The sequence below is a fragment of the Sphingobium sp. WTD-1 genome, from assembly GCF_030128825.1.
Taxonomy (GTDB): Bacteria; Pseudomonadota; Alphaproteobacteria; order Sphingomonadales; family Sphingomonadaceae; genus Sphingobium.
Window position 1 is genome coordinate 3,558,005 of the sequence record NZ_CP119127.1, and the last position, 23,058, is coordinate 3,581,062.

The 23,058-nt window shown below is 63.4% G+C and carries 23 protein-coding genes and 1 pseudogene; 8 read left to right on the forward strand and 16 right to left on the reverse strand.

The window, feature by feature from the left end; genetic code table 11:
- Positions 1-258 precede the first annotated feature (258 nt).
- The 3 genes from tnpA to tnpC all read left to right on the forward strand — a co-directional run bounded on the left by tnpA (position 259) and on the right by tnpC (position 2,768).
- On the forward strand, positions 259-624 hold the full coding sequence (gene tnpA / locus N6H05_RS17565) for an IS66-like element accessory protein TnpA (RefSeq protein ID WP_284110879.1): 366 nt from the start codon (positions 259-261) through the stop codon (positions 622-624).
- Positions 621-968, forward strand: a complete 348-nt coding sequence (tnpB, locus tag N6H05_RS17570) for an IS66 family insertion sequence element accessory protein TnpB (protein WP_284110880.1) — start codon at positions 621-623, stop codon at positions 966-968. Before tnpA ends, tnpB begins: the two co-directional genes overlap by 4 nt.
- A 219-nt stretch (positions 969-1,187) precedes the next feature.
- Positions 1,188-2,768, forward strand: a complete 1,581-nt coding sequence (tnpC, locus tag N6H05_RS17575) for an IS66 family transposase (RefSeq protein WP_284114259.1) — start codon at positions 1,188-1,190, stop codon at positions 2,766-2,768.
- Between the two features lie 369 nt (positions 2,769-3,137).
- Here tnpC and cueR read toward each other — a convergent pair whose 3' ends face one another.
- The 3 genes from cueR to N6H05_RS17590 form a co-directional block, all read right to left on the reverse strand.
- Positions 3,138-3,527, reverse strand: a complete 390-nt coding sequence (gene cueR, locus N6H05_RS17580) for a Cu(I)-responsive transcriptional regulator (protein ID WP_169860760.1) — start codon at positions 3,525-3,527, stop codon at positions 3,138-3,140.
- Positions 3,524-5,890 (reverse strand): heavy metal translocating P-type ATPase, encoded by a 2,367-nt coding sequence (locus N6H05_RS17585; RefSeq protein ID WP_284110883.1) that lies wholly within the window; start codon positions 5,888-5,890, stop codon positions 3,524-3,526. The genes cueR and N6H05_RS17585 overlap by 4 nt, the downstream gene beginning before the upstream one ends.
- Positions 5,891-7,455: 1,565 nt before the next feature.
- Positions 7,456-7,803, reverse strand: a complete 348-nt coding sequence (locus N6H05_RS17590; RefSeq protein WP_284110884.1) for a hypothetical protein — start codon at positions 7,801-7,803, stop codon at positions 7,456-7,458.
- 204 nt (positions 7,804-8,007) lie between these two features.
- On the opposite strand from N6H05_RS17590, the gene N6H05_RS17595 reads away from it, so the two are divergent.
- Positions 8,008-8,244, forward strand: coding sequence for a hypothetical protein (locus N6H05_RS17595; RefSeq protein ID WP_284110885.1), 237 nt, complete (start codon positions 8,008-8,010; stop codon positions 8,242-8,244).
- Here N6H05_RS17595 and N6H05_RS17600 read toward each other — a convergent pair whose 3' ends face one another.
- The 4 genes from N6H05_RS17600 to N6H05_RS17615 form a co-directional block, all read right to left on the reverse strand.
- Entirely contained in the window at positions 8,245-9,015 is a 771-nt protein-coding gene (locus N6H05_RS17600; RefSeq protein WP_284110886.1) for a hypothetical protein, read from the reverse strand.
- 403 nt (positions 9,016-9,418) lie between these two features.
- Positions 9,419-10,429, reverse strand: coding sequence for a DUF2493 domain-containing protein (locus N6H05_RS17605; protein ID WP_284110888.1), 1,011 nt, complete (start codon positions 10,427-10,429; stop codon positions 9,419-9,421).
- Between the two features lie 86 nt (positions 10,430-10,515).
- On the reverse strand, positions 10,516-10,797 hold the full coding sequence (locus tag N6H05_RS17610) for a hypothetical protein (RefSeq protein WP_048938818.1): 282 nt from the start codon (positions 10,795-10,797) through the stop codon (positions 10,516-10,518).
- Positions 10,798-10,880: 83 nt separating this feature from the next.
- Positions 10,881-11,348, reverse strand: a complete 468-nt coding sequence (locus N6H05_RS17615) for a DUF736 domain-containing protein (protein WP_048938819.1) — start codon at positions 11,346-11,348, stop codon at positions 10,881-10,883.
- Here N6H05_RS17615 and N6H05_RS17620 point away from each other — a divergent pair.
- Together N6H05_RS17620 and N6H05_RS17625 are read left to right on the forward strand one after the other, a co-directional pair.
- Positions 11,341-11,613 carry a hypothetical protein gene (locus N6H05_RS17620; RefSeq protein WP_048938820.1) on the forward strand — a complete coding sequence of 91 codons (273 nt, stop codon included), beginning with the start codon at positions 11,341-11,343 and terminating at the stop codon, positions 11,611-11,613. The genes N6H05_RS17615 and N6H05_RS17620 overlap by 8 nt on opposite strands.
- A gap of 447 nt (positions 11,614-12,060) precedes the next feature.
- Positions 12,061-14,052 carry a S9 family peptidase gene (locus N6H05_RS17625; RefSeq protein ID WP_284110890.1) on the forward strand — a complete coding sequence of 664 codons (1,992 nt, stop codon included), beginning with the start codon at positions 12,061-12,063 and terminating at the stop codon, positions 14,050-14,052.
- Here N6H05_RS17625 and N6H05_RS17630 read toward each other — a convergent pair.
- Positions 14,020-14,801: pseudogene (locus N6H05_RS17630) on the reverse strand (IS5 family transposase). The gene N6H05_RS17625 and the pseudogene N6H05_RS17630 sit on opposite strands and share 33 nt — an antisense overlap.
- Positions 14,802-14,885: 84 nt before the next feature.
- Between N6H05_RS17630 and N6H05_RS28300 the strand changes: the two are divergent.
- Entirely contained in the window at positions 14,886-15,080 is a 195-nt protein-coding gene (locus N6H05_RS28300; protein WP_502958941.1) for a hypothetical protein, read from the forward strand.
- Between the two features lie 94 nt (positions 15,081-15,174).
- Here N6H05_RS28300 and N6H05_RS28195 read toward each other — a convergent pair whose 3' ends face one another.
- The 5 genes from N6H05_RS28195 to N6H05_RS17660 all read right to left on the reverse strand — a co-directional run bounded on the left by N6H05_RS28195 (position 15,175) and on the right by N6H05_RS17660 (position 20,390).
- The gene (locus N6H05_RS28195) at positions 15,175-15,675 is read right to left on the reverse strand and encodes a hypothetical protein (RefSeq protein ID WP_349666195.1); all 501 of its coding nucleotides are present in this window, start codon (positions 15,673-15,675) and stop codon (positions 15,175-15,177) included.
- A gap of 417 nt (positions 15,676-16,092) precedes the next feature.
- Positions 16,093-16,299 carry a hypothetical protein gene (locus N6H05_RS17645; RefSeq protein WP_080993670.1) on the reverse strand — a complete coding sequence of 69 codons (207 nt, stop codon included), beginning with the start codon at positions 16,297-16,299 and terminating at the stop codon, positions 16,093-16,095.
- A gap of 31 nt (positions 16,300-16,330) precedes the next feature.
- Complete coding sequence (locus N6H05_RS17650; protein ID WP_284110892.1) at positions 16,331-17,629, reverse strand: hypothetical protein; 1,299 nt, start codon at positions 17,627-17,629, stop codon at positions 16,331-16,333.
- Between the two features lie 12 nt (positions 17,630-17,641).
- Positions 17,642-18,844: an ATP-binding protein gene (locus N6H05_RS17655; RefSeq protein WP_284110893.1), complete on the reverse strand. Its 1,203-nt coding sequence runs from the start codon at positions 18,842-18,844 to the stop codon at positions 17,642-17,644.
- Complete coding sequence (locus N6H05_RS17660) at positions 18,825-20,390, reverse strand: sensor histidine kinase (RefSeq protein WP_279727984.1); 1,566 nt, start codon at positions 20,388-20,390, stop codon at positions 18,825-18,827. The genes N6H05_RS17655 and N6H05_RS17660 overlap by 20 nt, the downstream gene beginning before the upstream one ends.
- Before the next feature lie 141 nt (positions 20,391-20,531).
- Between N6H05_RS17660 and N6H05_RS17665 the strand changes: the two genes are divergently transcribed.
- Positions 20,532-20,696: a hypothetical protein gene (locus N6H05_RS17665; protein WP_199909654.1), complete on the forward strand. Its 165-nt coding sequence runs from the start codon at positions 20,532-20,534 to the stop codon at positions 20,694-20,696.
- A gap of 92 nt (positions 20,697-20,788) precedes the next feature.
- Here N6H05_RS17665 and N6H05_RS17670 read toward each other — a convergent pair whose 3' ends face one another.
- The 3 genes from N6H05_RS17670 to N6H05_RS17680 form a co-directional block, all read right to left on the reverse strand.
- Positions 20,789-21,721 carry a DUF5983 family protein gene (locus tag N6H05_RS17670; protein WP_284110895.1) on the reverse strand — a complete coding sequence of 311 codons (933 nt, stop codon included), beginning with the start codon at positions 21,719-21,721 and terminating at the stop codon, positions 20,789-20,791.
- Between the two features lie 166 nt (positions 21,722-21,887).
- A complete protein-coding gene (locus N6H05_RS17675) occupies positions 21,888-22,349 on the reverse strand; it encodes a hypothetical protein (protein ID WP_284110897.1) in 462 nt (153 codons plus the stop codon).
- 134 nt (positions 22,350-22,483) lie between these two features.
- Entirely contained in the window at positions 22,484-23,038 is a 555-nt protein-coding gene (locus N6H05_RS17680) for a hypothetical protein (protein WP_234415540.1), read from the reverse strand.
- Positions 23,039-23,058 lie beyond the last annotated feature (20 nt).

Here is a 23,058-nt window from a genome sequence, read left to right on the forward strand (position 1 = left end):
ATGGACAGCAGCGGCGCATTGGCCGCGCGTGGCCGCCGCACCATGATGCTGACCCCGATGGCTCAAATACGAGCACGAAACGCAGGATCGCTATCAAGCGGTCAGTCGAGACCACATAAGCAATGTGCGAGTTGGGCCAGTTAGCGGATACGCAACAGCGTACGCATCCGCTAGGGGCCGCCTTGTTCTGATGTGACCGTCGTCGGATTTAGCGCGAGTGCAAGCGTGGTGGTTTGCACTGGATTTAGCGAGAGTGCGATGGATCGGATAACGGTGATTTCGGGGCCGGAGCGGCGCCGGGCGTGGACGGCCGAGCAGAAGGAAGCGCTGGTATTGGCGGCCTGTGCGCCCGGAGCGGTTGTAGCGGATATTGCGCGGGCGGCGGACATACATCCGAGCCTGATCCATCGCTGGCGGCGGGAGCTGACACAGAGGATAGGTCCGTCGAGCACCGGGGCGAGCTTTGTGCCGGTGGTGATGAAGGCTGATGCCTCCGCTGACGTGCCGAGCGAGAGGCAGGGCCTGCGCGTTGCAGCGGAGATCGAGACGCGGGGAGCGGTAATCCGGTTCGGCGATGAGGCGGGGCCCGAACTTGTCCGTGCGATCCTGGGGAGCTTGCGATGATCCCCGTTTCTGCGGATGTAAAGATTTGGATAGCGGCCGGTCATACCGACATGCGTCGCGGCATGGCTACTTTAGCCCGCCAGGTGGAACAGCATCTGGGGCGACGCTTCCATGATGGGGATTTATTTGTCTTTCGCGGACGTCGCGGCGATCTGGTGAAGATTCTGTGGAGCGATGCGCTGGGCGTATCGTTGTATTCAAAGCGTCTCGCACGTGGACATTTTATCTGGCCCTCGGCCAAGGACGGAGCGATCGCGCTTACCCCCTCGGCGCTGGCCTGTCTGCTCGAGGGGATAGATTGGCGCAATCCGCAGAGAAGTTGGCGACCCAGTCAGGTTGGTTGACGGCGCAGGCATGCGGCGCCTGCTCAAAAACCGGGGCGTCGGGTGAGATAAAAACCGCTCAAAATCCTAGAAAACCTTAGGTTTTGTGAGCTTTTCTCGCTATAGACGGGCATGCCCTCGAGCGACGACAGTCCTGAATTTTTGAAGCTGCGCGCCAATCTCGATGCAGCGCATCAACTGGTCCAGGAAGCTCAAGCCAAGGCACTCGAAGCTCAGACCATGGCGCTCGAAGCGGAGGCAAAAGCCGCCCGCGTTGAGGCGATCAACGCCGACCTTCTTGCCCGCAATGCGCATCTTGAACTGATTAACGCGCTCATGCGCCGCGACAAATATGGCGCGAAATCGGAACGCGCGAGCCGGCTTATTGACCAGTTCGAGCTGGGCTTCGAAGAGCTCGAGGCCGATGCCAGCGAAGCCGAGAGCATCGCCGCGCAAGCCGCGGCCAAAACTACCACCGTTGCTCTCTTCACCCGTCAGCGGGGACCCCGCCGCGACTTCCCGGCTCATGTGGAGCGCGAGAAGCGAGTGATCCCCGCACCCGAGCAATGCCCCTGCTGCGGCTCGGATGCGCTAAGCCATTTGCCGCCCGACATCACCAAAACCCTGGAGAAGGTGCCCGCACGCCACAAGGTTATCGAAACGGTGCGCGAGAAAGTCTCCTGCCGGCATTGTGAAAAGATCCGCCAGGCCCCGGCGCCCTTCCACGTGACGCCCCGGGGCATGTTCGGCCCGCACTTCCTGGCCGATCTCGTCTTCCAGAAATATGGACTGCATCAGCCGCTTAACAGCCAGCGCGACCGCCTGGAGGTGGAGGGCATCCCCCTGAGCATCTCGACGCTTGCCGATCAGGTCGGCGCCGTCTGCGCCGCCCTCAAACCGATCTCCCTGCTGAACGATGCCCATGTGCTGGCCGCCGAGCGCCTCCACGCCGACGACACCACTGTTCCTCTCCTCGCCAAATACAAGACCGAGGTCGCTCGCATCTGGGACTATGTGCGCGATGACACCCCCTTTGGTGGGGCGGCGCCGCCGGCGCTGATGTGCCGTTACTCCCGAAATCGAAAGGGCGAACATCCCCGCGCGCATCTGGCTGGCTATACCGGAATCCTCCAGGTCGACCGCTATGCCGGCTTCAACGAGATGTTCAAGGAAGGGTGGGCCGATAAGGCCATGACCCGCGCAAACTGCTGGCAACACGGTAGGCGAAAGCTGTTCGTACTGGTCGATGTGGCCAGTCAGCTGAAGGGCAAGAAGAAGGGGAAAGTGCCGCTCATCTCCCCACTCGCGCGGGAGGGACTGGAGATGATCGACCAGATCTTTGCCGTCGAGCGGGATGTCAACGGCAAGACTCCCGAGGAACGCCTGGCCGTTCGCAAGGAAAAGGTCGCCCCGTTAGTCGATCAGCTCAAGGCCTGGTTTGATACCCACCGAAAGACCCTTTCCCGGAAAGATCCCGTGGCCGAGGCCATCGCCTACTTCCTCAATGACTGGGAAAGCTTCACCACCTTCCTGGAAGATGGTCGCATCTGTCTCACGAACAATGCCGCGGAGCGGCCGTTGCGCAGCGTAGCTCGCGGAAGGAAGAGCTGGGGGTTCGTGGGATCGGACCGGGGTGGAGAACGCGCCGCAATGCTGTTCAGCCTGATCGGCACCTGTCGGCTCAACGACGTCGATCCGCTCGCATGGCTCACCGATGTCCTCGCTCGCATCGCCGATATCCCCCAGAACCGGCTGCACGAACTCTTGCCCTGGCACTGGAAAACCCTCCAGAACAGCAAGCCGGCCGAAATGGCCGCCTGACAAACCGTCTCGTCGCTAGCCACAGTGCAAACCACGGTGCTTGCACTGCCGCTAACTCGCGCGACTACTCCCCCATCGCAAGGCGGCCGCTATCGGATGCGTACGCAACAGCGTCGTAACCGCCGGATCGAAATGGATGCAGCGTATCGCGGGCGCTCCCGCTTCGGCTGGCACCACATGGCCTGTTCGACGCCCGGGCGTCTTTCGAGCGAGCCGATGAGCCTGTCGACACAAGCATCTGCCGCGTCCGGCACGTCAGGGAGAAGAACGGGAATGTCGAGACGGAGTTTTGGATCATGGCTTGTACCTTCGCGGTGCAAGATCTCATAGTGAAGTCGGAAGCGCCCTTCAGGAAGGCAGCTGCGACGATCAACCCTCAGCCAGTCGATCGATGATCGGGCAATCCGACCGTTCGTCTCCGGTACAGCTGTTGGCTAGTTCCATCAGCGCCCGGCGCATACCGTCCAGCGCAGCCGCCTTGCGGCCAAGCTCGTCGGCTCGGGAAAGTGCCAGCGCCTTCACCTCAGCGCTCGATCGGCAACGGTCCTGCCAGAGGTCCAGAAGCGAACGGATTTCCTCGATCGGGAAACCAAGGTCGCGCGCGTTTGCGACGAACCGGAGGCGGTGAACATCGGCGTCCGAATAGTCCCGATAGCCGCTGCCGCGCCTTGACGGTGTCGGGATCAGCGTGATCTTCTCATAGTGGCGGATCATACGCTGCGACACGCTGCTTGCAGCGGCGGCCTGACCGATATTCATGGCTTGCGCGCTTCCAGTCGTACAGCGTTCAAGCGGAGCGCGTTGACGACGACGGTGAATGACGACAGCGCCATCGCGGCCCCTGCGAACATGGGCGACAGCAGGATGCCGGTCACCGGATAGAGCACACCCGCCGCAATAGGTATGCCCACGCCGTTGAACAGGAAGGAGAAGAACAGGTTCTGCCGTATGTTGGCCATAGTGGCACGCGCTAGCCGCCGCGCACGTACCATCGCCGAAAGGTCGCCCGTTGTGAGCGTCAGCCCAGCACTCTCGATCGCCACGTCCGTCCCCGTTCCCATCGCCACGCCGACATCGGCGGCCGCGAGCGCCGGGGCATCGTTGATACCGTCGCCCGCCATAGCGACCCGAGCGCCGTTCGCCTTGAGGTCGACGACGATCCGCGCCTTGTCCTCCGGCTTGAGATCGGAATGGACCTCGTCGATCCCGCCGATCGCCCGAGCGACGGCCTCTGCCGTGCCGCGGCTGTCGCCGGTCAGCATGACGATGCGCAGCCCCTCGGCGTGAAGCGCAGCGATCGCGCCGCGCGATGACGCCTTGACAGGGTCGGCGACGGCGATCAGCCCGGCCGCTTCACCATCAACGGCAACCAGCATGACGCCGCCGCCTTCAGCGCGATGCCGCGAGGCCGATGCCTCTAGCGCTGTGGCATCCGCTCCGGCACTCCGCATCTGCGCGGCATTGCCGATCACGACCCTCCGACCATCGACCCGGCCGCTTATGCCCATGCCGGTCTGCGAGTCGAAGTCCTCGACCGCCGAGACGGTCAGCCCGCGTTCTCTGGCGCCGGTAACAATCGCGACCGCCAGCGGATGCTCGGAGCGAGCCTCGACCGCTGCCGCCAGCGCCAGCACCCGATCAGCGTTGAACCCTTCAGTTGGCTCGACCGCCACGAGCTTGGGCTTGCCTTCGGTCAGCGTCCCGGTCTTGTCGATCACCAGTGTATCGACCTTGTCGAGCGCCTGCAGCGCCTCGGCATTCTTGACGAGCACGCCGGCCTGAGCCCCGCGTCCCGTCCCGACCATGATCGACATCGGTGTGGCAAGCCCGAGCGCGCACGGACAGGCGATGATCAGGACCGCGATGGCGTTGAGCAAGGCATGGCCGAAGCGCGGCTCGGGGCCGACAAGGTTCCAGACGGCAAAGGTCAGCAGTGCGATCAGCACCACCAACGGCACGAACCAGCCGGAAATACGATCCGCCACGGCCTGGATCGGCGCACGGCTGCGCTGCGCCTCCGCGACCATCGCGACGATGCGCGCCAGCATCGTGTCGGCGCCAACCGCCTGCGCCTCAATGACTAGGCTACCGGTGCCGTTGACGGTGCCGCCGGTAAGCGCGGCGCCCGGCACCTTGAGCACCGGCGCCGGCTCGCCGGTCAGCATCGACTCGTCGACCGACGAGCGGCCGTCGATCACGGTCCCGTCGACCGGGACCGCCTCGCCGGGACGCACGCGCAGACGATCGCCGGCCGTGACCTTGCCGAGATCGACTTCCTGCTCCTCGCCGTCCGGACCGATCCGCCGCGCGGTCTTGGGCGCAAGGTTCAGGAGAGCGCGGATCGCACGTCCGGTCGCGGCGCGCGCGCGCAGTTCCAGCACCTGCCCGAGTAGCACCAGCGCAACGACCACGCCGGCCGCCTCGTAATAGACGGGCACCATGGCGCCATGGTCGCGGAAGCTTGCCGGAAACACCCCGGGCGCGACTGTCGCCACCACGCTGTAGAGGAAGGCCGCGCCGACCCCGATCGCGATCAGCGTAAACATGTTATAGTGGCGCGACTTGAGCGACGCCCAGCCTCGCTCGAAAAACGGCCAGCCTGCCCACAGCACGATCGGCGCAGTCAGCGCGAATTGCACCCAGGGCGACCAGCGCATCGGCACGAGGTGCAGACCCGCCATCTCGGCGCCCATCGAAATCAGCAGCAGGGGCACGGCAAGCATCGCGCTCACCCAGAAGCGGCGAGTGAAATCGACCAGTTCCGGGTTTGCTCCCTCGTCGGCGCTCGGCTCCGCCGGCTCCAGCGCCATGCCGCAAATCGGGCAGATGCCCGGGCTAGGGCGCCGGATCTCGGGATGCATCGGGCAAGTCCACACCGATAGCGAGGACGGGGGCGCTGCCGTTAAAGTATCGGCCTCGCCATTTGTGAACCTGGCGGGATCTACGACGAACTTTGCACGGCAGCCGACGCTGCAGAAGTGATATGTCACACCGCCATGCTCGGCATGATGCGCGCTCGTCGCCGGATCTACCGTCATCCCGCACACGGGGTCCTTGATGGCGGCGGGCGCAGTGGACGGTTTCGAACAGCAATGGCCGCCATGTGCATGAGGATCGTTCATCGTCTTGCTCCTTCGCACTGGCAGATAGGGTCTGACATCATGTCAGGGTCAAGGTCTTTCGACTTTGACCGGTATCAAGGCGCTGAGACCGCTCGACCCTGACATGATGTCAAGCGACAGGCCCGCCCTGACTCGCGCTGTTGCGATGGAAATTGGACAGGTGAGACACGTCGATCGACCGTCGTGGCGTGTTGCGCGGTACTGCGGTCGTCGGCCGCGGCACGCCTGGCCTGGCACCGCTGCCGGCGCTCGCGGGTGAGACATTACCCTCACCATCGCTCGGCAGATATCGGAAGCGGGGCGGCGATTGTCGGAGCCGTCGTGCTCGCGCGCGATCGACGGCTCCGCATTTTGAATGCATTACCAGTGAGTCCAGAGCAAACAACTGTGCCTACCCGCCGAAGTTGGATCACAGGGATGCACCGGATACGTATTGTTCCCGATAGCCCGAATATATCCGTCTTATAACTTGGTTGCGACCTGCTATCGAGGAGCCGGAAAATGCAATTTCTCAATCGCCTGCGCGGCAACGTGGATGTGGCTTTCCTGACTGCTCTGACCTTCGGACTTTTGGCTTTGATTCTCTGGATGATTGACGCAAAGCTTCCATGACGGGACTGGCTCAATGCCAGTCAGCGATGTTTTGCCAGTCCAGTCGTTTTAAAATCCCAGGTCCATCATGCCAGTTCGCGCTCCAATCGCCTGATCTCGGCATTCTTGGTTACATCGTCTGACGCGGCCCTTGCCAGCGGTTGCCCAAGAACAGAGCGAATGCTGGCTGACCCTGAGCCGCTATGAAATTTCCGCTATCGGGTAACACCGCTACCCGATCCGCGACACAGCATTGCGCTTGAACTCGTCGCTGCAATTCCCCTCACCCATCATCGCCTCCTATCCTCAAAATTAGGATCGAAGGCGTCCAGAAGCCCGAGGGCTATTCAGGCAGACTTCGGCCGAGCCGATATAGAGGGTGTCACCCTCCCCCACGAAGGGGATTGTTGCCTTCCCGCCGACACTTCACAGATGGCTTTGACGACCGCCCGACGAAGGTCGTTGATATACTCCTGGTTCAGCTCAGCCACGGGTGTTCTCCTTCGTCCAAAAGCGAAGAGACCATGATCTCGGTCAAGATTCCACCGTTTCCGCCGAGCCGGTAGTCGGTATGATCCCGATCTGGAATCTGGAGCAGCGTAGGACGTGTCTCACGAAATTACCGGTTTAGTTGCAATGAGATATGCCGCACGATAGACGTCTGGTGGTTCGCGTACTACAGCCGACCGGTGTGGCGTGAGACGTGCAGTACAGCCTCATCTCTTTGTTTTCAGAACAGAATTGTGTCGCAGCACCCGTGCGTAGGGTCCATTACAAAACGGCCTCGCGCCGTGCGTCCCGCCTTACGCAGCGCGCTCGCGCTGCGCAGCCTCGTACCGGCAGGGGCGGGGCACCCTTGGTGCAGTTTCGCGGTGGTGCGTTGTGAGGAGGTTTGAGGGATGGCGTTCATGGGTAGGGTCTCCCCGAAAGCAAAAAAGGGGACCGGGCGTCAGGCCCGGTCCCGGGATATGTGATCAGCCCTGCTGGGCGACCACCGCGTGCGCTTCCAGGATGAGCATGGACGCCTCGTCGTCACGGCCCTGTGCCCGGATGATCCGATACGCATTGGAGCAGGCGGCCATGCGGGCGAGGTCCGAAGCCCGGTTCCATTCCGCCTCGTATTCCTCGTCGCACTCGCCGGTTATCACGAAGTCACCGGTCTCGTAATCGGTGTAAGCATAGTACTGGCCCGCGTAGGAATTAGCCCGTTTGAGGTGGCGCTCGATCCGGCGAATGAGAGCGAACCCCCTCGCCTGCGCAGAGAAATAGTGCGGTTCATGGGTTTCGACGAAACGGTCGTAATCGGGTTCGATGGTGAGCATGAAAGCCTCCTCATGGGGTGTCCGCGGAGGACAGGCACCGCGGGCCGATGGATGGGGTGGGATGTGGTCGGTGACGGACCGACAGGAGCGGCCAGGCGCGAAGCCCCGCCGGTTCCGCAGGAAGCGGCAATCCCCGCTTGCGCCGATCCGCCGATGTGGCACAGTCGCAAGCGACGGGCAGGCCATCGGGGAAGGACGATGGAAATGCCGAAGATGACGGAAAGGGACCGGCTCGCCGATCTCGAAGCGCGTCAGCGCAAGATGAACGATGAACTGGAAAACGCGCGCCGTGCGTTGCGGGGCAGATATGCCGCGATGATCGCGGAGATGCCGGTGGAGAAGCTCACGGAAAAGGAGTTTCGCGAGCTTCTCACACAGGCGGTCCGGGTCGGCGGCGGCGCGGCGCTGACGGCGATTAAAGTACTGCCGACAGCGATCTGATCACGCGCTGGTCATCATCAGGTTCCGGCAGGGATGCGCCTCGAGAAAGCTGTCCCTGTCGGAATCCGATCTCAGGGTGATGAACCGCGCTTCGGGCCCGAACCAGATCATGATGAAGCGCCGCTGCGCCGCCAACCGGTGGATATTCGCAAGGCTGCCCCGGCTGCGACCATCCCAGATCACGAGACCGAAGGCGGCATCGCGCGCCATCGCCGCATCCTTCGCGGCATGGAAGGCGGCGGTGCCCTTTCGCCCGGAAGTAGGAATGCGCCGGACAGGCCAGTCGCCCAGATTATGACGCGGTTCGGCGGCATGGTCGCGCATGCACCGCAGCGCGTCGGTGGCTTCGTCGAGGAATTCGAGTTCGTCCTGTGCCTGCTCGAGTTCGACACCGTGGATTTCGCTGCCGTCGGCGCGCCGCAGCAGGTCCTGGACGTCGCGCGTCGCCTTATCGGCCTGCCCCTGCCACTGGTCGGCGACGTGATGGAAACTGTTCACGATGCCCCATGCGAGGCGCTCGGCGGCAGGCTGCAGCCGCGTGTCGCGCAGCAGGTCGAAGAGGGTCGTGACGATCAGCTCGACGGCAAGCTGGGCTTCGCGCGGATCGGGCATGTCGGTCGCCATCTCCTCCTCGCCGCGCCCGATGCGGACCCCGTCGAGATCGGAGGAGAAGGCAGCGTGGAAGTCGTCGGTGGTACCCGCCATCGTCTCCTGCGCGATGAATTCGGCGATGTCGGAGAACGGGCGGACGCTGCGGTGGATCTTCGTCATGGGAACCTCCTGTAGAAACGAAAGAGGTTCCCCCCTGGGCACGGGCTCCGAGCGGCGGGGTCAAGGATCGCGGAACGCGACCGGCGCAGCCGGCGATGGGGGTCACGATTTTTCCGGGCGGCCACATTGCCCGAATGGAAGCATGGCGCCCGACCCGCCCGGAAAAATGGTGGGGCCCCGTCGTCCTTGAGGCCGACGCGGTCCCGTGCCACGATTGGAATTCTTGAGAGAGAGAAGAGGCCTCGCGAATCTGGGGCTCGATGCCCCTGATTCGCAACGGGTGCCTCCAGGCGCTTACCTCTCAGTGGAGCGCCCGCGACCTCGCGACCCTGCACGCCCCTTGCGCAAAAAAGGGGGACGGCGCGGCGCGCCGTCCCTCGAAAAATGCACTGAGACTTCGGTGTCAGGCTACCCGGCGAAAGCGGCCTCGCGGAAGCGCGGTGATCTTCTCGGCGGGTGCCTGATCGGCCTTCCGGAAGGCATGGATCGGAACCCCGACCTTTCGTAGGGCCTGATAGAGGTTCGCCTGAATGCCCGAGCCCTCGCCCAGCACGGCTTCGACAGGTTTCAGTTCGACCAGCTTGCGATTACGGGCAAAGGGCGCGCCGCGCCCCGCGCCCATCAGCGAGTAGGTGACGAGCTGAACCTCGCGGCTCCCCGCCCACGAGGCCACGATCGCATCGAAGCCCTTACGCTGCGCGGTGGTCACCAGCGTCATGTGCGGGATCCGCGCGAGGATCGCGTCGAGCCGGTCCCACAGGATCTGCCAGTCATGCCATTCGGCATGGCCCGAGGCGACGACGATCGGGCCACGGGGGCGATAGCGCTCGCGATCGGCGAGTTCGCGTGCGCGCAGGAAGTCCTGTATCGCGACCTGCGTGGCGGTAGCGACCTTCGAGACCCGCGAACCGCGCGCCGGCGACCAGGGACGGCCCGAAAGTACACGGAAGGTATCGGCCGCATAGTCGCGCATGCACTCGACCGCTTCGCGCTGTTCGGACAACGACTGGCAAAGCAGCTGCTTCTCCTCGAGCTCGGTATTAAACACCTCGGAAAGGTCGGAGCGGCGCATCATGTCGCGCAGTTCGTCGGCCAGTAGGTCTTCCTGCCGTTCGAGCTTTCCGGCGACGAAATGGAAGCTGTTCACCATGCCCCATGCGATCTCGGGGGCGAGCGCATCGAGGCGGGTGTCGGTCAGCAGGTCGAAGATGGTGGCGATGATCCCGGCGCAATCGGCCTGTGCGTGGAGCGGCTCGGGCATGTCATGTTCGCCAGGTTCATCCCCCGGGCTGATGATCGAGAGGGGGATGGGATCGCCGAACGCGCGCTGGAATTCCGGGGTTGCGGTCATTTCGGCGAATAGCGCGGGCAGATCAGCAAAGCGGCTGATGCTGTGCGAATGGTCGTGGCTCATGGTACTTCTCCCTGTCAGGAGGGCAAAAGGAACAAGGCCGCGAACGCGAGGGTAGCGCCGCGGCCCTGCATGGGCGTCGTGCCGGGTCAGTGCCTGCTCGCCCTAGCGGGCGCGGCGAATGCCGCGCGCGTCAGGACGGCATTGACGATCCCGGCCGCGTGCGGCGCGAGCGGCGTATTCTCGAGCAGGTCGTAGATGGCGGCGATGATCTCGCCGCAGGTGATGCCCGCCGGGATGTCCGGCACGGGAGACGCACCCTCGACATGCCGCGCGAGCAGGTCGCGGATCGAGGGGCTGGCCATGATCGCCGCGGAGAGCGCGGCAAGGTCGGTCAGCGGGGCGGAAGAATGCAATGAAGAGCGGCGCATGGGATGTCTCCTCATGGGCGAAAAAGAAAGAAGCCGGGGAAGCCTGACGCCTCCCCGGCCCAATGGGACTGATCAGCGCGTGATCAGAACGGGTCTTCCCCCTCGAACGAGGTGTCCGAACCCGACCGTTCGCCGCCGGCACCCACGGTGCTGTCGCCGAAGCCGCCCTGATCGCCCGGGCCGCGATCATCGTACCGGCCGCTGCTCGCGCCCATGCCGCCACCGAAGTCGGAGCGCATGGTGTCGCGGCGCCAGGCGACCATGTAGCCGCCATGATCGGCCGGGAAGAGCGCGATCGGCAGCGGCTCGGAAAGGCTGGGGTCGTCGATGTTCCCGGCGAGGAACACATCCCCCTGCTTCGACACGGCCTCCCACAGCGCGCCGATCTGGACGTAGCGGCGAGCGATGTTAAGCGCGAGGATCTCGTAGACCGGAGCCTTCGGATTATCGCTCACGACCTTGCGCAGCCCGACACTGGGCAGATCGATGGTGCGGGTGGCGATCGAGCCCTTCAGACGGCCATTCCGATTAAAGATTTCACCGATGTTCATCGTCTTTACCTTTCGAATGTCGCTCGAAACCATTCTCGGCGACACCCTCACCGGCCCTTCTCTCCTCTCTATCCCGCGCTCGCCTCCCGCGCCGCCCGCCCACGGCGAGGCGCTCCGTCTCCCCCAGCGCGACGCCGCCGCGGTCCACGCGCAACGCCCCGGCCGCCCGCAACTCCGCGCGCCACGCGGCACGATCAGGGGCAGAGGCGCGGCGCGAGGGATGATGAAGGTGGATTGGGGCGCGACGCCGGGGGCGCGGCGGTAGCCGCGCGGGTGCTAGTCTCGCGGGAGTCGCCGTAGCGAGGGGCAGCGGCGTGAACCGGCGGTCATCGCAGGCACAGCGGGAGCGGCGTGGTCGGCGCCACCGGCAGGTGCGGTCCCGGTATCGGGAGCGAACGGGAGATAGTGGCGGGCCGCGCGGTGGAACGGTTCGGCACCAGCGAAATGCCGCTGGCTTGGTCCCCCATTATCCCCAGCGTGGCCTCAAGATAGGGCCGACTAGCGAGCGACCAGTTGTCGCCTACGCCTTCAGACAAGAAATCCTGCGATTAAATGCAACGGGTTGTGTCTCCATAGCTGGCTATCGCAAGGCCGCTACTCGTCAGAATCGGACGGAGGTTATGAAGGCATATTGGCCTGAGAAATCCTTCATTTCGGGTTTCCATCCCCGTAGCGATCGGTACGTTCGACAGGAACCAGAGGAAGGTGCCGGATGAGCAGAGTTGTTATTGCCATGCTTCTTATTCTGGCGCCCTCGATTGTGTCATCGCGCCCCATGTCGGTGGACGACGTACTCGGGATGGAACGTTTGGATCGGGCCCAGCTATCCCCCGATGGAATGCTTCTCGCCGCCGTTGTCCTTCGGCCGGCGAGAGATGGCGAAATATATGGCCGAGCAGCATATGAAATTGATCCATCTCGCGCAGATATATGGCTCATCGATCGCAGCACCGGCGTACGCCGAAATTTGACAGAAGGACACGCCGAGGCTGCCGGATCCTGGTGTGCGACGTGGTCCCCCGATGGGCAGCGCCTGGCGTTTCTGTCTACGCGCCCGGAAGGTACTGAGCCCAAAGGCGGCAATAATGTCAGGCTATACATGTGGGATCGGACGACCGATCGGGTCCACAGACTTAGTGACCAGGCGATCGTAACACAAACCAGGTACGGCAGCGGCGTCAACAGGCTTGATTTCGCGGGTCCGGGGTCGAATTCGCCGAATGTCTGTACGATTGGTGATGAGAATGCCCCGTTCGTTTGGCTTGACGGAAGCCGACTGCTGGCCGCGATGCTCCCGCCGGGCAGCATTTCGAGCCTCCTCGAAGCCACAGAGCGCTTCTATCGCCATGTATCAATGACCCGGGACAAAGTGCGCGAGGGCCAGGAAGCCGTGGTCAGTGCCTCTGCGAGTGGTGCAGAGCGCACGACAGTGGGCTCGGATCAGGAAGCGATCCTTACCATCGTGAACGTAGAGACGGGCACGTCTACAGATTTGGCGCATGTGCCGGCATATCCCTTCAAGGGGGGCCTTGCCGTCCGCGTCTCTCCAAGAGGTGACCGGGCTGCCGTTATGGCAACAACCGGCGTGCTTGCGCCTGCCAAAGATGCATCCTTTCCCAGAAATGACGGCGAATGGCTGGTTCAGAAAAAATTGGGTCTGGTCGATCTTCATAGACCGAAAGCCATCGAGTGGATGAAACTACCAGATGAAGCGGCACTACCATTGCTGCTCCTCGGCTGGGCTGGAGATGCCGGAGATACATTCACTTTCGCGGCTCGCCCGAAACTGGAAAGCCAAGCCGTCCAATATTTTGCGGCCAATACTGTCACGGGCGTCATCAGACCTGAGGCAGATCGTAAAAAGGACATCATGTCATCCCGCCCCGCTGGACTTCCGGAGAAGGCCCAACTGATTGGCCGCGATGCTAAAGGAATCGTATGGAGCGAGCAGACGGCCCAAGGCTTATTCGTTCGCGCATCCGCGCGAAATGGAAAAGCTGTCACTCTGCTTGAGCTTAATCGCCACCTAGCCGCAGTGGAGACCGGGCGGGCGTTCGAATTTGATTACCTAAGCGGACACGGTGAGCCTCTGAAGGCGGCCGTTCTGCTGCCTCCAGGATATAAGGGCGGCAGGGTACCCGTGATAACATGGGGATACGCGGTAGCGACTGTTCCAAGCTGGTCAGACTACTCGCTGGATCTGTATATGCCGGGCATCTACAATCTCCATCTCTACGCCGCTCAGGGGTTCGCCATTCTGCTCCCGTCGATCCCATTAAAGCGGGATGGCAAGCAAGATCCGCTCACGGAGCTTGCGCTGGATGTTGATCCCGCAGTGGACCGATTGGTCGAACTTGGCATTGCGGACCGGACACGGGTCGGTTTCATGGGCCAAAGTTTCGGCGGCTATACAGCTTTAGGATTGGCTACGCAGTCCCATCGCTTCAATGCCATTGCGGCTATAGCCCCTATATCCGATTTGAGGACCTACTATGGGGCATTTGATCCGACGGCTCGCGGGTACGATCTCGACGAACAAGATAAATCAGACAATGTGGTAATTGCTGAACTGACTTCGCCGGCGGCACAAGGGCCTCCATATGCGAAGGGAGAGTTTTACCAGCGTAATTCCCCCTTGAGTTTCGTCGATCGAGTGAACGCGCCAGTATTGCTAGGCGGTGTTGACAAAAGCTTTCAGCCATAGTCGCGCGGCAGCGAGGTTGATGAAGCTCTCGAACGACAGGACGGTCTTGTCGTAGCGGGTGGCGATGCGGCGCTGCTGCTTGAGTTTGGCGAACATGCGCTCGACACGATTGCGATCCTTGTAGCGCCGGTAGTCGGGATGGGCCGGCACCTTGCGGTTGGAGCGCGGCGGGATGACGGGCAGGATGCCTCGCATGAGCAGGTTCTCCCGGAACCTGTCGCCATCATAGCCTTTGTCGGCGAGCAGCGCCCTGGGCTTGGGCAGCGGCAGGTTCATCAGATCGTCGGCCGCCGTATAGTCCGATGCCTCGCCGCCGGTAAGGATGAAGCCGACAGGGAGGCCCTGATTGTCACAGCGGGCGTGGATCTTGCTCGTAAAGCCGCCGCGTGATCGACCAAAAGCCTGCGCACAAGCCCCCCTTTTCCGCCCGCTGCCGAGACGTGGCCGCGAACCGTGGTGCTGTCGATCATGTGCTGCCAGTCGTCGGTGAGGCCCAGATCGACCAACGTTTGCAGCATGGCGTCCCAGACGCCTTGCTCCGCCCAGCGCCGGAACCGGACATAGACCGAGTTCCACTTGCCATAGCGCTCGTGCATGTCGCGCCACGGGCAACCGACCCGCAGCACATGCAGCATGCCATTGAGAAAGCGCCGGTTATCGCCGGCCGGTCGGGCATGCCTCCCACGCTCGGACGGGAGTAGCGGCCCGATCAACTCCCACTCCGCGTCCGACAAATCCCCTCGATCCATGACCGCTCCCCAAAGAGCAGCCTTGAATCAGAACACGCACCGATTGGGAATCCCTTTTGTCAACGCCGCCTAATCCACGGCGACTTGGACATCCGCGGCACAACATACCAATCGGAGGCATTTTATACGGGCCTATGGCGCCAGGGAAAGACTGCTCGCATCCTGCGGTACGGGGGCGAAAATCACTCGTTAGCGGGTTCCCCCGCAACCGTCCGAAGCGTGGTCAGCGAGATCTGCGAATGGTTTCACAAATATCTTTCACCAGGCAGCGCTCGATGATCGGCTCGTCTTGAAGCAAAGTATTGCGCATGCTGATCGTGCGTTCATCAAATGCTGGGGCCAGTGGACGGTCACTTCCATACAGGCGAGGCAATCAGGCGGCGAGCTTCTCGACACCTTCATTGAACCGATCGATCCATTCGCGCATATGCGGTCGCCGCTCCACGGGAATGGCCGCAGCGACACGCTGGAAATCAATGAGATCGACAGATGCGCCTGCGACGATGGCGTCGATCTCGTCGGGATCAAGAAGCTCTCGCTGCCGGATGAACATGGTCATGGAGCCGGGACGGGCTTTTGTCGCCCGACGCCACAAGCTCTCGACATTGCGCAGGCGGGGCGCGGCCCGCGCCTCAACCAACACGATCAATCGAAGCACCCAGCGCGGCAATTGCGCGACTTCCTCGGAACGCATATGCGCACAGATGACGCAACTCGATTTCGGGGGAACCGGCAAGCCTTCAGCCTCAATCCGCCTGATGCAGGCGTCGCGGTCCCAATGCCATTCGTGCAGAAGCGGATAAAGATAGTCGTATCGGGCATCCACGATGCCTTCGGTTCGCATAACGCCGGCTGTCGGCAGGTGAAGCGTCATACCCGTTCAGCTTGACAACCTTACCGCCAACCTGCCATATATTCTTTGCAAGTTGCCATTTTGACACCCAAAGGTCTTGAGGCTGTATCTTCCATTTGACTGAACAAGATTTTCTACCAAATGAGGCAGATGGCAAAGTCGAGTTCGTCAGGCAATTCTCCAATATTGTGAAGTACGGCGGCCAATGCTTGAATTTCTTCGGCTCATATCGAACAATATGATGGGATATGCCTCGATCGTCCATCCATTTCTGAAAAATCGGAAGGTAGGCGTAACTCTGGGGCTTTTCGGCGCCAGTATCCGCGGTCAATACGGCATCCAGCCTTCGGCCCCGGGCTACCCATTCTATAATCATGGCGGTGCTGTTTACGCCCATGCCCCAGGCCGCCACGACTGGATAGGTGGCAGATGGCATCGTCATGCGACCATCGCCAGCCAGCGATCGGGCCAGGCCGGCGGCCGCATCGTAACCCTGAACGCCTGTAGCGGCGCGACACCATGCACGACATAGTGCGGCACACCAGTCGCACGCCGCAGCTGCTGGGCTGTTCTGAGCGCGTGATCGAAGCTGGAGAGTTGCCGCCGCAGAGACGACAGGCTGCTGGGCGGGACAGGCGTAGACATGAAACCTCCGGGAAAGAAGCGGCGCCCGTGATCAGGCAGCGATCGGAAGATCGACACCGGTCGGAACAGCGGTATCGAGCGCCAGCAGGCTGGGGAGCGTGACAGGTGGCCGGTTCGCCCGCCGCGTCTTCGGCCCGCGCGTGGGCCGCGCCGGATCATTGAACCGGCAGCCGAGACGCGCGGCATGCTTGCCGATGACGGCGGGATCGCGGCCAAGGGCCTGCGCGACATCGACCATCGAGACGCCATATGCCCAGGCGTTACGGATCGCCCTGTCCTCGTCGGCGCTGAATGCGCGCATGAACCCGTGGGAAAGGCCCATGCGGTTCGCATGGTAGAGAACGGCGCGCACGCCGCGGCCAAGCGCCTCGGCGATCTGGCGGGTCGGAACCTTGCCATAGTCTGCCCGCAACCGGGCTTCTTCCCCGGCCGTCCAGACCGGACCCTGCCGAAATCCGTCCCGGCGGACATGCGATCCCTTGAGCCCCAGCGCTTCGGCCCGCCAGCGGATCGAGTGGGGGGTGCGCCCAAGCCGCTCGCGCAGCGGCGTCAGGCTCGCGCCCGTCGCGTAAGCATGATGCAGAAGCGCGTCCTCCTCGGCGATCCACGGGCGGCCCCAGCCTCTGCCATAGCCCAGCTTACGCAGGCGCTGACCGAGGCTGCGACTGTTCCGGGCCGGGAAGCCTTCGGCCACCAGAACCTCGGCGATGGCGACATAGCGTGCGCCGGTTGTCGCGAGTTCGAGGGCGCGGTTCATTTCCGCATTGCTCCAGTCGTCCGGCTGGCAGGCATGGCGCAGCCCCAGCGCCGAAGCGCGCGAGATGACACCGGCGAAGGGTCGCCCGATCAGGCTCGCGATCTGCGCGACAGGAACGCCTGTGGCGTAGCCGGTGCGCAGCTGCGTGTCCTCCCAGCCACTGTACGGCGGGGATCCGGGTTCGGAGAGGCCAAGCAGCCGGGCGCGCGCATAGAGCGCGCTCACGCCGCGACCAAGCCGCGCCGACAACGTCGCCGTCGGCTCGTGGGCGTAGCAGCGCGCCATTTCCTCATCGTCCCAGTCGCTCCACGATCGCCGCGAATTACGGCGCAGGCCCAGGTCATGGATCCGGGTAGCGACAGCGGCCCGGGACCGCCCAAGCTGGGCGGCGATTTCCTCAATCGTGCAATCGTCGGTAAAAGCTACGCGGAGACGCGCCGTCTCATCGGGAAGCCATGCGTCCGCGCGGAAAGCCAGTTCCGAAAGCGGAATGGTCGGCGCGGTCTCCGTCGCGGGGACGAAAGGGGTCAGTTCGACGATATCGGCGTCGAGATCGAAGCTGGTCTGGGTCATGGTGGGCTTCCTTCAGGCCAGGCCGACGACCGGGGTGTCGACGACGCGCAGGCGCAACCGGGCCGACAGGCGCGCGAGACGCGTATCTCCGCGCGGCATGGTGTCCGAGGCGCCGATCGCGGCGAGCAGATCGAGACCGGCGTCGACGTCAGTGGCGGGGAGCGCGAGATGGCGCGCTAGATCATCGGCCGTGGTGGCGTTGGGCGTGATGCTGCCCAGCGCCCCGACAATGCGCGCGGCGGCGGGCGCCGCAGGGTCGAGCAGGAAAGCATCGAGCGCGCGTTGGCCACGCATGGCGGCATGGGTGTTCCTGCTCGGCGCCACCTCGCGCAAGGTATCGAGGTCGAGGAGCGTGCGGCTCTCGTCCGGGTCGAGGTGGGCAGCGGCGACCAGATCGGGTGTCCGACCGATGTGCGGTGTGATCGTCGTGTCGATTTTCGCCAGTACGGGCAGCGCCGAAAGCGCGGGACCGAAGGCGAAGAACTCTCCCTGTGGCAATTGCCGGAGCAGCGCCGCCTGATCGCCGCCGAAACCGAGCAGGTCAGCGGCCCGCGCCACGTCACGGTCAAAGACGTTGAGACCGATCAGGTGATTGTGCAGTTCGGAGACCACTGAACTGGCGAGCTTGGCGAGACGCTGCGTGGCGATGATCGTGCCGATCCCGCGCTTGCGCCCCCGCGCGCACATGTCAGTGAGGGTAGCGACGCCTAGGCGGCGGGTTTCGGCGTCGCGGGCCGAGGCCGCCATATGCGGCGCGAGGAGATGCGCTTCATCGATGCAGACCAGCACCGTGTGGGCCCAATGCTCGCGCGGCGCCGAGAGGAGCCCTGCGAAGAAGGCGGCGGCCTTCTCGATGCGGTGGTCGGGCTCCAGATCGGTGAGATCGAGATGCAGGGCAATACGGTGCTGGCGGGTGCGCAGCGCCAGCGCAGTAAGACCGTCATTGGCGTAGTCGCGTGCGACGACAGTGGTCGCGCCGATATGCGCGGCAAGATTGGCGAACTCGCCTTCCGGATCGACGATGATGGTGGTCAGATAATCGAAGGCCTCCTCGATGATCCGGCGCAGCGTCTGGCTCTTGCCCGCGCCCGACGATCCCTGGATCAGGCAGCGACCCGACATCAGTTTGCCGAGATCCAGTTCCAGCGTGCCGGCCGAACAGTGACCGAGCGGAACTTTCGCATTGCGGGTGAAGTCATGAGTGGCGATGGTCATGGGCGTGCTCCTTCCGTCGGCATCGTGTGCGGACGCCGGATCTGCTGCTCAGGGGATGGGTTCGGGCGGCGGCTCCGACATCGTCGCGCGAAGAGAACAGCGTCGCGTGGATCATGCATCCCAGGCGATCCGGGTCGATACCGCCGCCGCGGGTCACAAGGACCACGGCCTCCTCGATATCCCAACTGCCAGTGGGACAGACCAGGGCCGGGATTTCAATGGAATGGACGTGCCGCGGCGCATCCTCATGCCCGGTCTCGGCAATCTCCAGGTCGGCTACGATCCTGTCGACGAAACCTGAAGCGAAGCCGCATGGAAGGCGGTCGTCTTCACTATAAGGATGTTCGATGCCGCCGCGGTAAATCCGGAAGGAAACATAGAGGATGATCGGTAGAGCGTCGTACCAGTCATAGCCGTCGAGCCAGCGTTCCTCCTCCACCAGCACGAAATCCTGAAGCGGCGGCTGATGGTGGGCGAGTGCCAGCGCCTGCGCGATCTCGGAGCGCAGCGAGGGGACAACCATCAATGCGCCCCCAGAGACAGTCTCAGGGGCAGTTTTCGCACTGGCGGCCCTTTGATGTTCATCGCCGGACAGTGGATTCCAGATCGAGAGCCCTGGCCGTACCGCAGGCAGCATCACACCGAGTTCTCGAGCCCGCAGCCATAAGGCGAAGGGCAGGCGATGGTCCTCCTGGGCAGCAATGCCGGTATATATGGCGCGTTCGGCGGCGATGCGCAGCGCTTTCATCGCCTCGTTCGTGATCACCGCGTTGCGGGCCGGCAGGGCGAGGCGAATTTCAGGCGCGTCGATCACATCGATGCGAGCGGACCAGCGGCAGTCCTGCCTGTTCAACTCGAATATATTGGGAAGAGAGCACGGGACAGCCAGACCATGGAAGTTGATGCAGGGGCCATCCTGCCGAACCGAGTTGCCTTTATAGACGCCGATACGGCAACCGCAGGCCTCTTCGATCAGCAGCGCATCCTTGAGAAAATCCTCGCGGGGCAGCAACGCACCGTCCAGCGTCACCGGCAAGGGATAGTAACGGGTGGCCTCAGCAATGGTCGAACAAATGCCCATCTTCCAGTCGTCGGATATCTCGATGCGGACCATCGTTCCCCAGCCGAGGTCGCACGACTCGGGTTCAAGCGCCCTGTCGCCATTCCAGGCTTCAGCGGGAATCCGGACCTTCCAGCCGTGTCCCATCGCGGGCGAGAAGGCGTGGATCTCGATGGCACGACCGGCAAGGCAGAACAGGCCGATGCCGGCCGGAGCCTCACGCCGCATGATATCGTCGCCCCAAACGGATAAACCGAGGGTCAGGAGCGCTGCGGGATTATCGATGCCGCAGCCGTCATCGTGGATATCGAGAATGGCGCGGCCGTCTTTCTCGACAAGGTTGATCATGACGTGCTGCGCGCCGGCCCGGCGGCAATTCTGCAGGATTTCGTGGATCGCAGCGAGCGCGCGTCCCGCGACAAGGCGGGACGCGCAGCGAACGGCGTCCTGGCTGACTGCGATCTCGATCGTGGCGGGAAGAAGCATGATCATCTCCTGTCTCGGCGACGGACCAACCGGCCGTCTCCCCTACCCTGCCCCCTTCCCTTTCGTCCCGGCTTGACGCTCTGCCGACGCAAAGCGCCAAGACAGTTGTCGTCGCGGTGAGCGTCCTGCAAAGAGGAGGCGATGAGCGATTCAAACGATGTAAAACTGCGGGACCTCGTGCGGCGACTGCCCGACTGGATGCGCAAGGACCTGGCCTCGAGCGATGCCCCCCGGCGTGAGCGCGCGGAAGATGCCCTCCATGCGATGCTGCTGCCGCTGATGGAGGCCGGCGCGGGCGCTCCATGATGGATTGAAGGCGATGGTATTCCGAGTGATGCCCATCGCCGGCGGGATGCCAGCCAGACTCTTCCTGGCTGGTAAGCCGTTCCTCGATGCGGTCACCAGTCGTGGACGGGGAGATCGGCGGCGCGGTCTGCATCGCAGTCGAGGAGCAGGAACTGGAAGCCGCGATCACGTCCGAACGCGATGATTTCCTGGAGATCATCCGGGATCTGCGCTCGGCGGTCATCGGGAAGCGGCCGCGTCGGCACGAACCAGCCATAAACGGAGGCGGCGATGTCGATGGGGCGGTCGCTCGGAGGCCAGCAGGCCCATTTGTCGAGAAGGCCGGCCGTCTGCACCGTCAGATGGGCGGTCGAGAGCACACAGTAGGCGCCGCTTTCGATCGAAGAGACCGAGCGGACCGCCGGGAGGGGCTCCAGGCGCAGGATCTCGGTCGAATAGCTTTCCGAAGGGTGATCGTTGAAATAGGCGGCGAGGACCTCGTCATCGGGCAGCGTATTCGGATCGCGCCGGTCGCCGATCTCCTTCCACCATTCGCGCGCGTATTCCGCCATCTCCGCGACGAGAACGTCACGGTTCAGGCCTGCGTAGAAGTTGACGCCGTGACGGTGCTCGATGATGCCCAGATGCATATCGATCGGCCATGGCAGCGCACAGACACGGAGCCCGCTTTCGCTGGCGCCAATCGCCCCGGTCAATGTGGCGCGCGCGGCGGCATCGAGGCTGTCCGGCCTCTCCAGGGCAGCGCGCACGCGGGCGAGCAGGGCGACATGATCGTGCCGAGTGATTTGCGGCCTCGCTGGCTCGGGCGACTTCGACCCCGCTTGGGCCGCCATAGTCACATTGTCCGTCATGTCCGTGCCCGAAGCATTTATCCGGATGGCCGGATTATTGGGGTCCGACCAGTCGATGGTGTCGATGACCCACTGCTTCACAAAGGACCAGTCGAAACAGAAGGGGCAGGTCTCCTGGTTCCTGTACCAGGCGGCATCGACCGCATCGATCCAGCCCACGACAATGATGCGCATGGTGCAGGTCCCCATCGCCTCGAACGATTTGCGGATCGCCAGCGCACGAACGAGAGCGTCGGGTTCGGCGGCCGGATGGTCGCGCAGGTCGAGAACCGCTTCCCAGAGGGAGGCGGCCGCTTCGGGATGGGAAAGTGTGTAATGTATCATGTGCATCTTTCCTGGATCAGGCGGCGCGGCGATCGATGGACCGAGGCGGCGCCAGTTCGGCGGCGGTCAGGGTGTCGATGCGAGGAACGATGGCATCGAAAGCGGCATTGAGATCGATCGCCGCGACGCGGTGGGACGCGCTTCCCGGGTCATGGTCGAGCCGAAGCGCGATCGGCGCCAACCAGGTGGCCATCTCGGGAAACACCGACTGCAGCAGAAGCGCTTCGATGCGCCGCGCGGCGAGGCCGAGCTGGGCGGCAAGACCGAAGGAGACGGCCATATCCCGTTCGAACCAACGATGAGGTGCAATCGTGTCGGCAATGCGCGTGCATGCCGCACGGATCGTCGCGGCCTGGACATGCAGGACCGCAACGCGGTGTCGCCGATCGGAATCGACGTCTTCCAGTGGCACCAGCGCGCGATAGGAATAGAGAGGCGCGCACCCGGCGATGCGGGCGCGGGAAACGATCACATCCATGGGGTAATCTCCTGTGGCACGGAAGAGGCAGTCGACCGCCCCGGGTCCGTCGCCCCAGCTCTCCTCCCCTCTCCGCTCCCTGCTCTCTACCCGCGCCCATTCTCCATGATCAGCGTAGGAAATCGGGGGGTATGTCAGGGGAGACGCAAGTTGCTCGCCGCGTTGTCGTAGAGCGGCGTATCGCCGGGCTGCCAGTCGCCTGCGAGCCAGATGCGACCGTTATAGCTGATCCGGGCGATAACCGTGTCGCCAATGGTCAGTTCGGCTTCGACAAAGTCCCTCGCACCAAGACCACTGCGGTCACGGCGCTGGCAGTAACAGCGCGACGCCTCAGCCCAGTCGCGCACCGGGATCGGCGAATAACCCTGTTGCCGCAACAGCAGGGGCGTCCGATTGCGATGACCTGCAGGACCATAAAGGGTTCGCCGTATGTGCCCGGCATAAGTGGCGACAGTGGCGACAGCCGACCAATAGGCGGCCATGACGGCCTTGTGCCTGTTCCAGTTCTGGTGCGCTCTCGCGCGGGCGTCCTGCTGAAGGTCGCCGAAAAGAAGCGCCAGCAGCGCGCGCATATCGGGGTCGATAGTCGCAAGGATGCCCGCCGCCGGAAGCGCGAGGACCGGGTTGCGGACTTCGGCACGAGTCGATCTCGGGCAGTCTGCCTGCGCCCGGCCCGATTCAGCGGTCATCGTCGATTGGCCCTGGCTGG

What these genes read in the sequence shown, in the direction of transcription:
- tnpA (WP_284110879.1), top strand. Translation starts at nt 259, where the DNA reads ATGGATCGGATAACGGTGATTTCGGGGCCGGAGCGGCGCCGGGCGTGG.
- tnpB (WP_284110880.1), top strand. Translation starts at nt 621, where the DNA reads ATGATCCCCGTTTCTGCGGATGTAAAGATTTGGATAGCGGCCGGTCAT.
- tnpC (WP_284114259.1), top strand. Translation starts at nt 1,188, where the DNA reads ATGGCGCTCGAAGCGGAGGCAAAAGCCGCCCGCGTTGAGGCGATCAAC.
- cueR (WP_169860760.1), bottom strand. Translation starts at nt 3,527, where the DNA reads ATGAATATCGGTCAGGCCGCCGCTGCAAGCAGCGTGTCGCAGCGTATG.
- N6H05_RS17585 (WP_284110883.1), bottom strand. Translation starts at nt 5,890, where the DNA reads ATGAACGATCCTCATGCACATGGCGGCCATTGCTGTTCGAAACCGTCC.
- N6H05_RS17590 (WP_284110884.1), bottom strand. Translation starts at nt 7,803, where the DNA reads ATGCTCACCATCGAACCCGATTACGACCGTTTCGTCGAAACCCATGAA.
- N6H05_RS17595 (WP_284110885.1), top strand. Translation starts at nt 8,008, where the DNA reads ATGCCGAAGATGACGGAAAGGGACCGGCTCGCCGATCTCGAAGCGCGT.
- N6H05_RS17600 (WP_284110886.1), bottom strand. Translation starts at nt 9,015, where the DNA reads ATGACGAAGATCCACCGCAGCGTCCGCCCGTTCTCCGACATCGCCGAA.
- N6H05_RS17605 (WP_284110888.1), bottom strand. Translation starts at nt 10,429, where the DNA reads ATGAGCCACGACCATTCGCACAGCATCAGCCGCTTTGCTGATCTGCCC.
- N6H05_RS17610 (WP_048938818.1), bottom strand. Translation starts at nt 10,797, where the DNA reads ATGCGCCGCTCTTCATTGCATTCTTCCGCCCCGCTGACCGACCTTGCC.
- N6H05_RS17620 (WP_048938820.1), top strand. Translation starts at nt 11,341, where the DNA reads ATGTTCATCGTCTTTACCTTTCGAATGTCGCTCGAAACCATTCTCGGC.
- N6H05_RS17615 (WP_048938819.1), bottom strand. Translation starts at nt 11,348, where the DNA reads ATGAACATCGGTGAAATCTTTAATCGGAATGGCCGTCTGAAGGGCTCG.
- N6H05_RS17625 (WP_284110890.1), top strand. Translation starts at nt 12,061, where the DNA reads ATGAGCAGAGTTGTTATTGCCATGCTTCTTATTCTGGCGCCCTCGATT.
- N6H05_RS28195 (WP_349666195.1), bottom strand. Translation starts at nt 15,675, where the DNA reads ATGACGCTTCACCTGCCGACAGCCGGCGTTATGCGAACCGAAGGCATC.
- N6H05_RS17645 (WP_080993670.1), bottom strand. Translation starts at nt 16,299, where the DNA reads ATGTCTACGCCTGTCCCGCCCAGCAGCCTGTCGTCTCTGCGGCGGCAA.
- N6H05_RS17650 (WP_284110892.1), bottom strand. Translation starts at nt 17,629, where the DNA reads ATGACCCAGACCAGCTTCGATCTCGACGCCGATATCGTCGAACTGACC.
- N6H05_RS17655 (WP_284110893.1), bottom strand. Translation starts at nt 18,844, where the DNA reads ATGACCATCGCCACTCATGACTTCACCCGCAATGCGAAAGTTCCGCTC.
- N6H05_RS17660 (WP_279727984.1), bottom strand. Translation starts at nt 20,390, where the DNA reads ATGCTTCTTCCCGCCACGATCGAGATCGCAGTCAGCCAGGACGCCGTT.
- N6H05_RS17665 (WP_199909654.1), top strand. Translation starts at nt 20,532, where the DNA reads ATGAGCGATTCAAACGATGTAAAACTGCGGGACCTCGTGCGGCGACTG.
- N6H05_RS17670 (WP_284110895.1), bottom strand. Translation starts at nt 21,721, where the DNA reads ATGCGCATCATTGTCGTGGGCTGGATCGATGCGGTCGATGCCGCCTGG.
- N6H05_RS17675 (WP_284110897.1), bottom strand. Translation starts at nt 22,349, where the DNA reads ATGGATGTGATCGTTTCCCGCGCCCGCATCGCCGGGTGCGCGCCTCTC.
- N6H05_RS17680 (WP_234415540.1), bottom strand. Translation starts at nt 23,038, where the DNA reads ATGACCGCTGAATCGGGCCGGGCGCAGGCAGACTGCCCGAGATCGACT.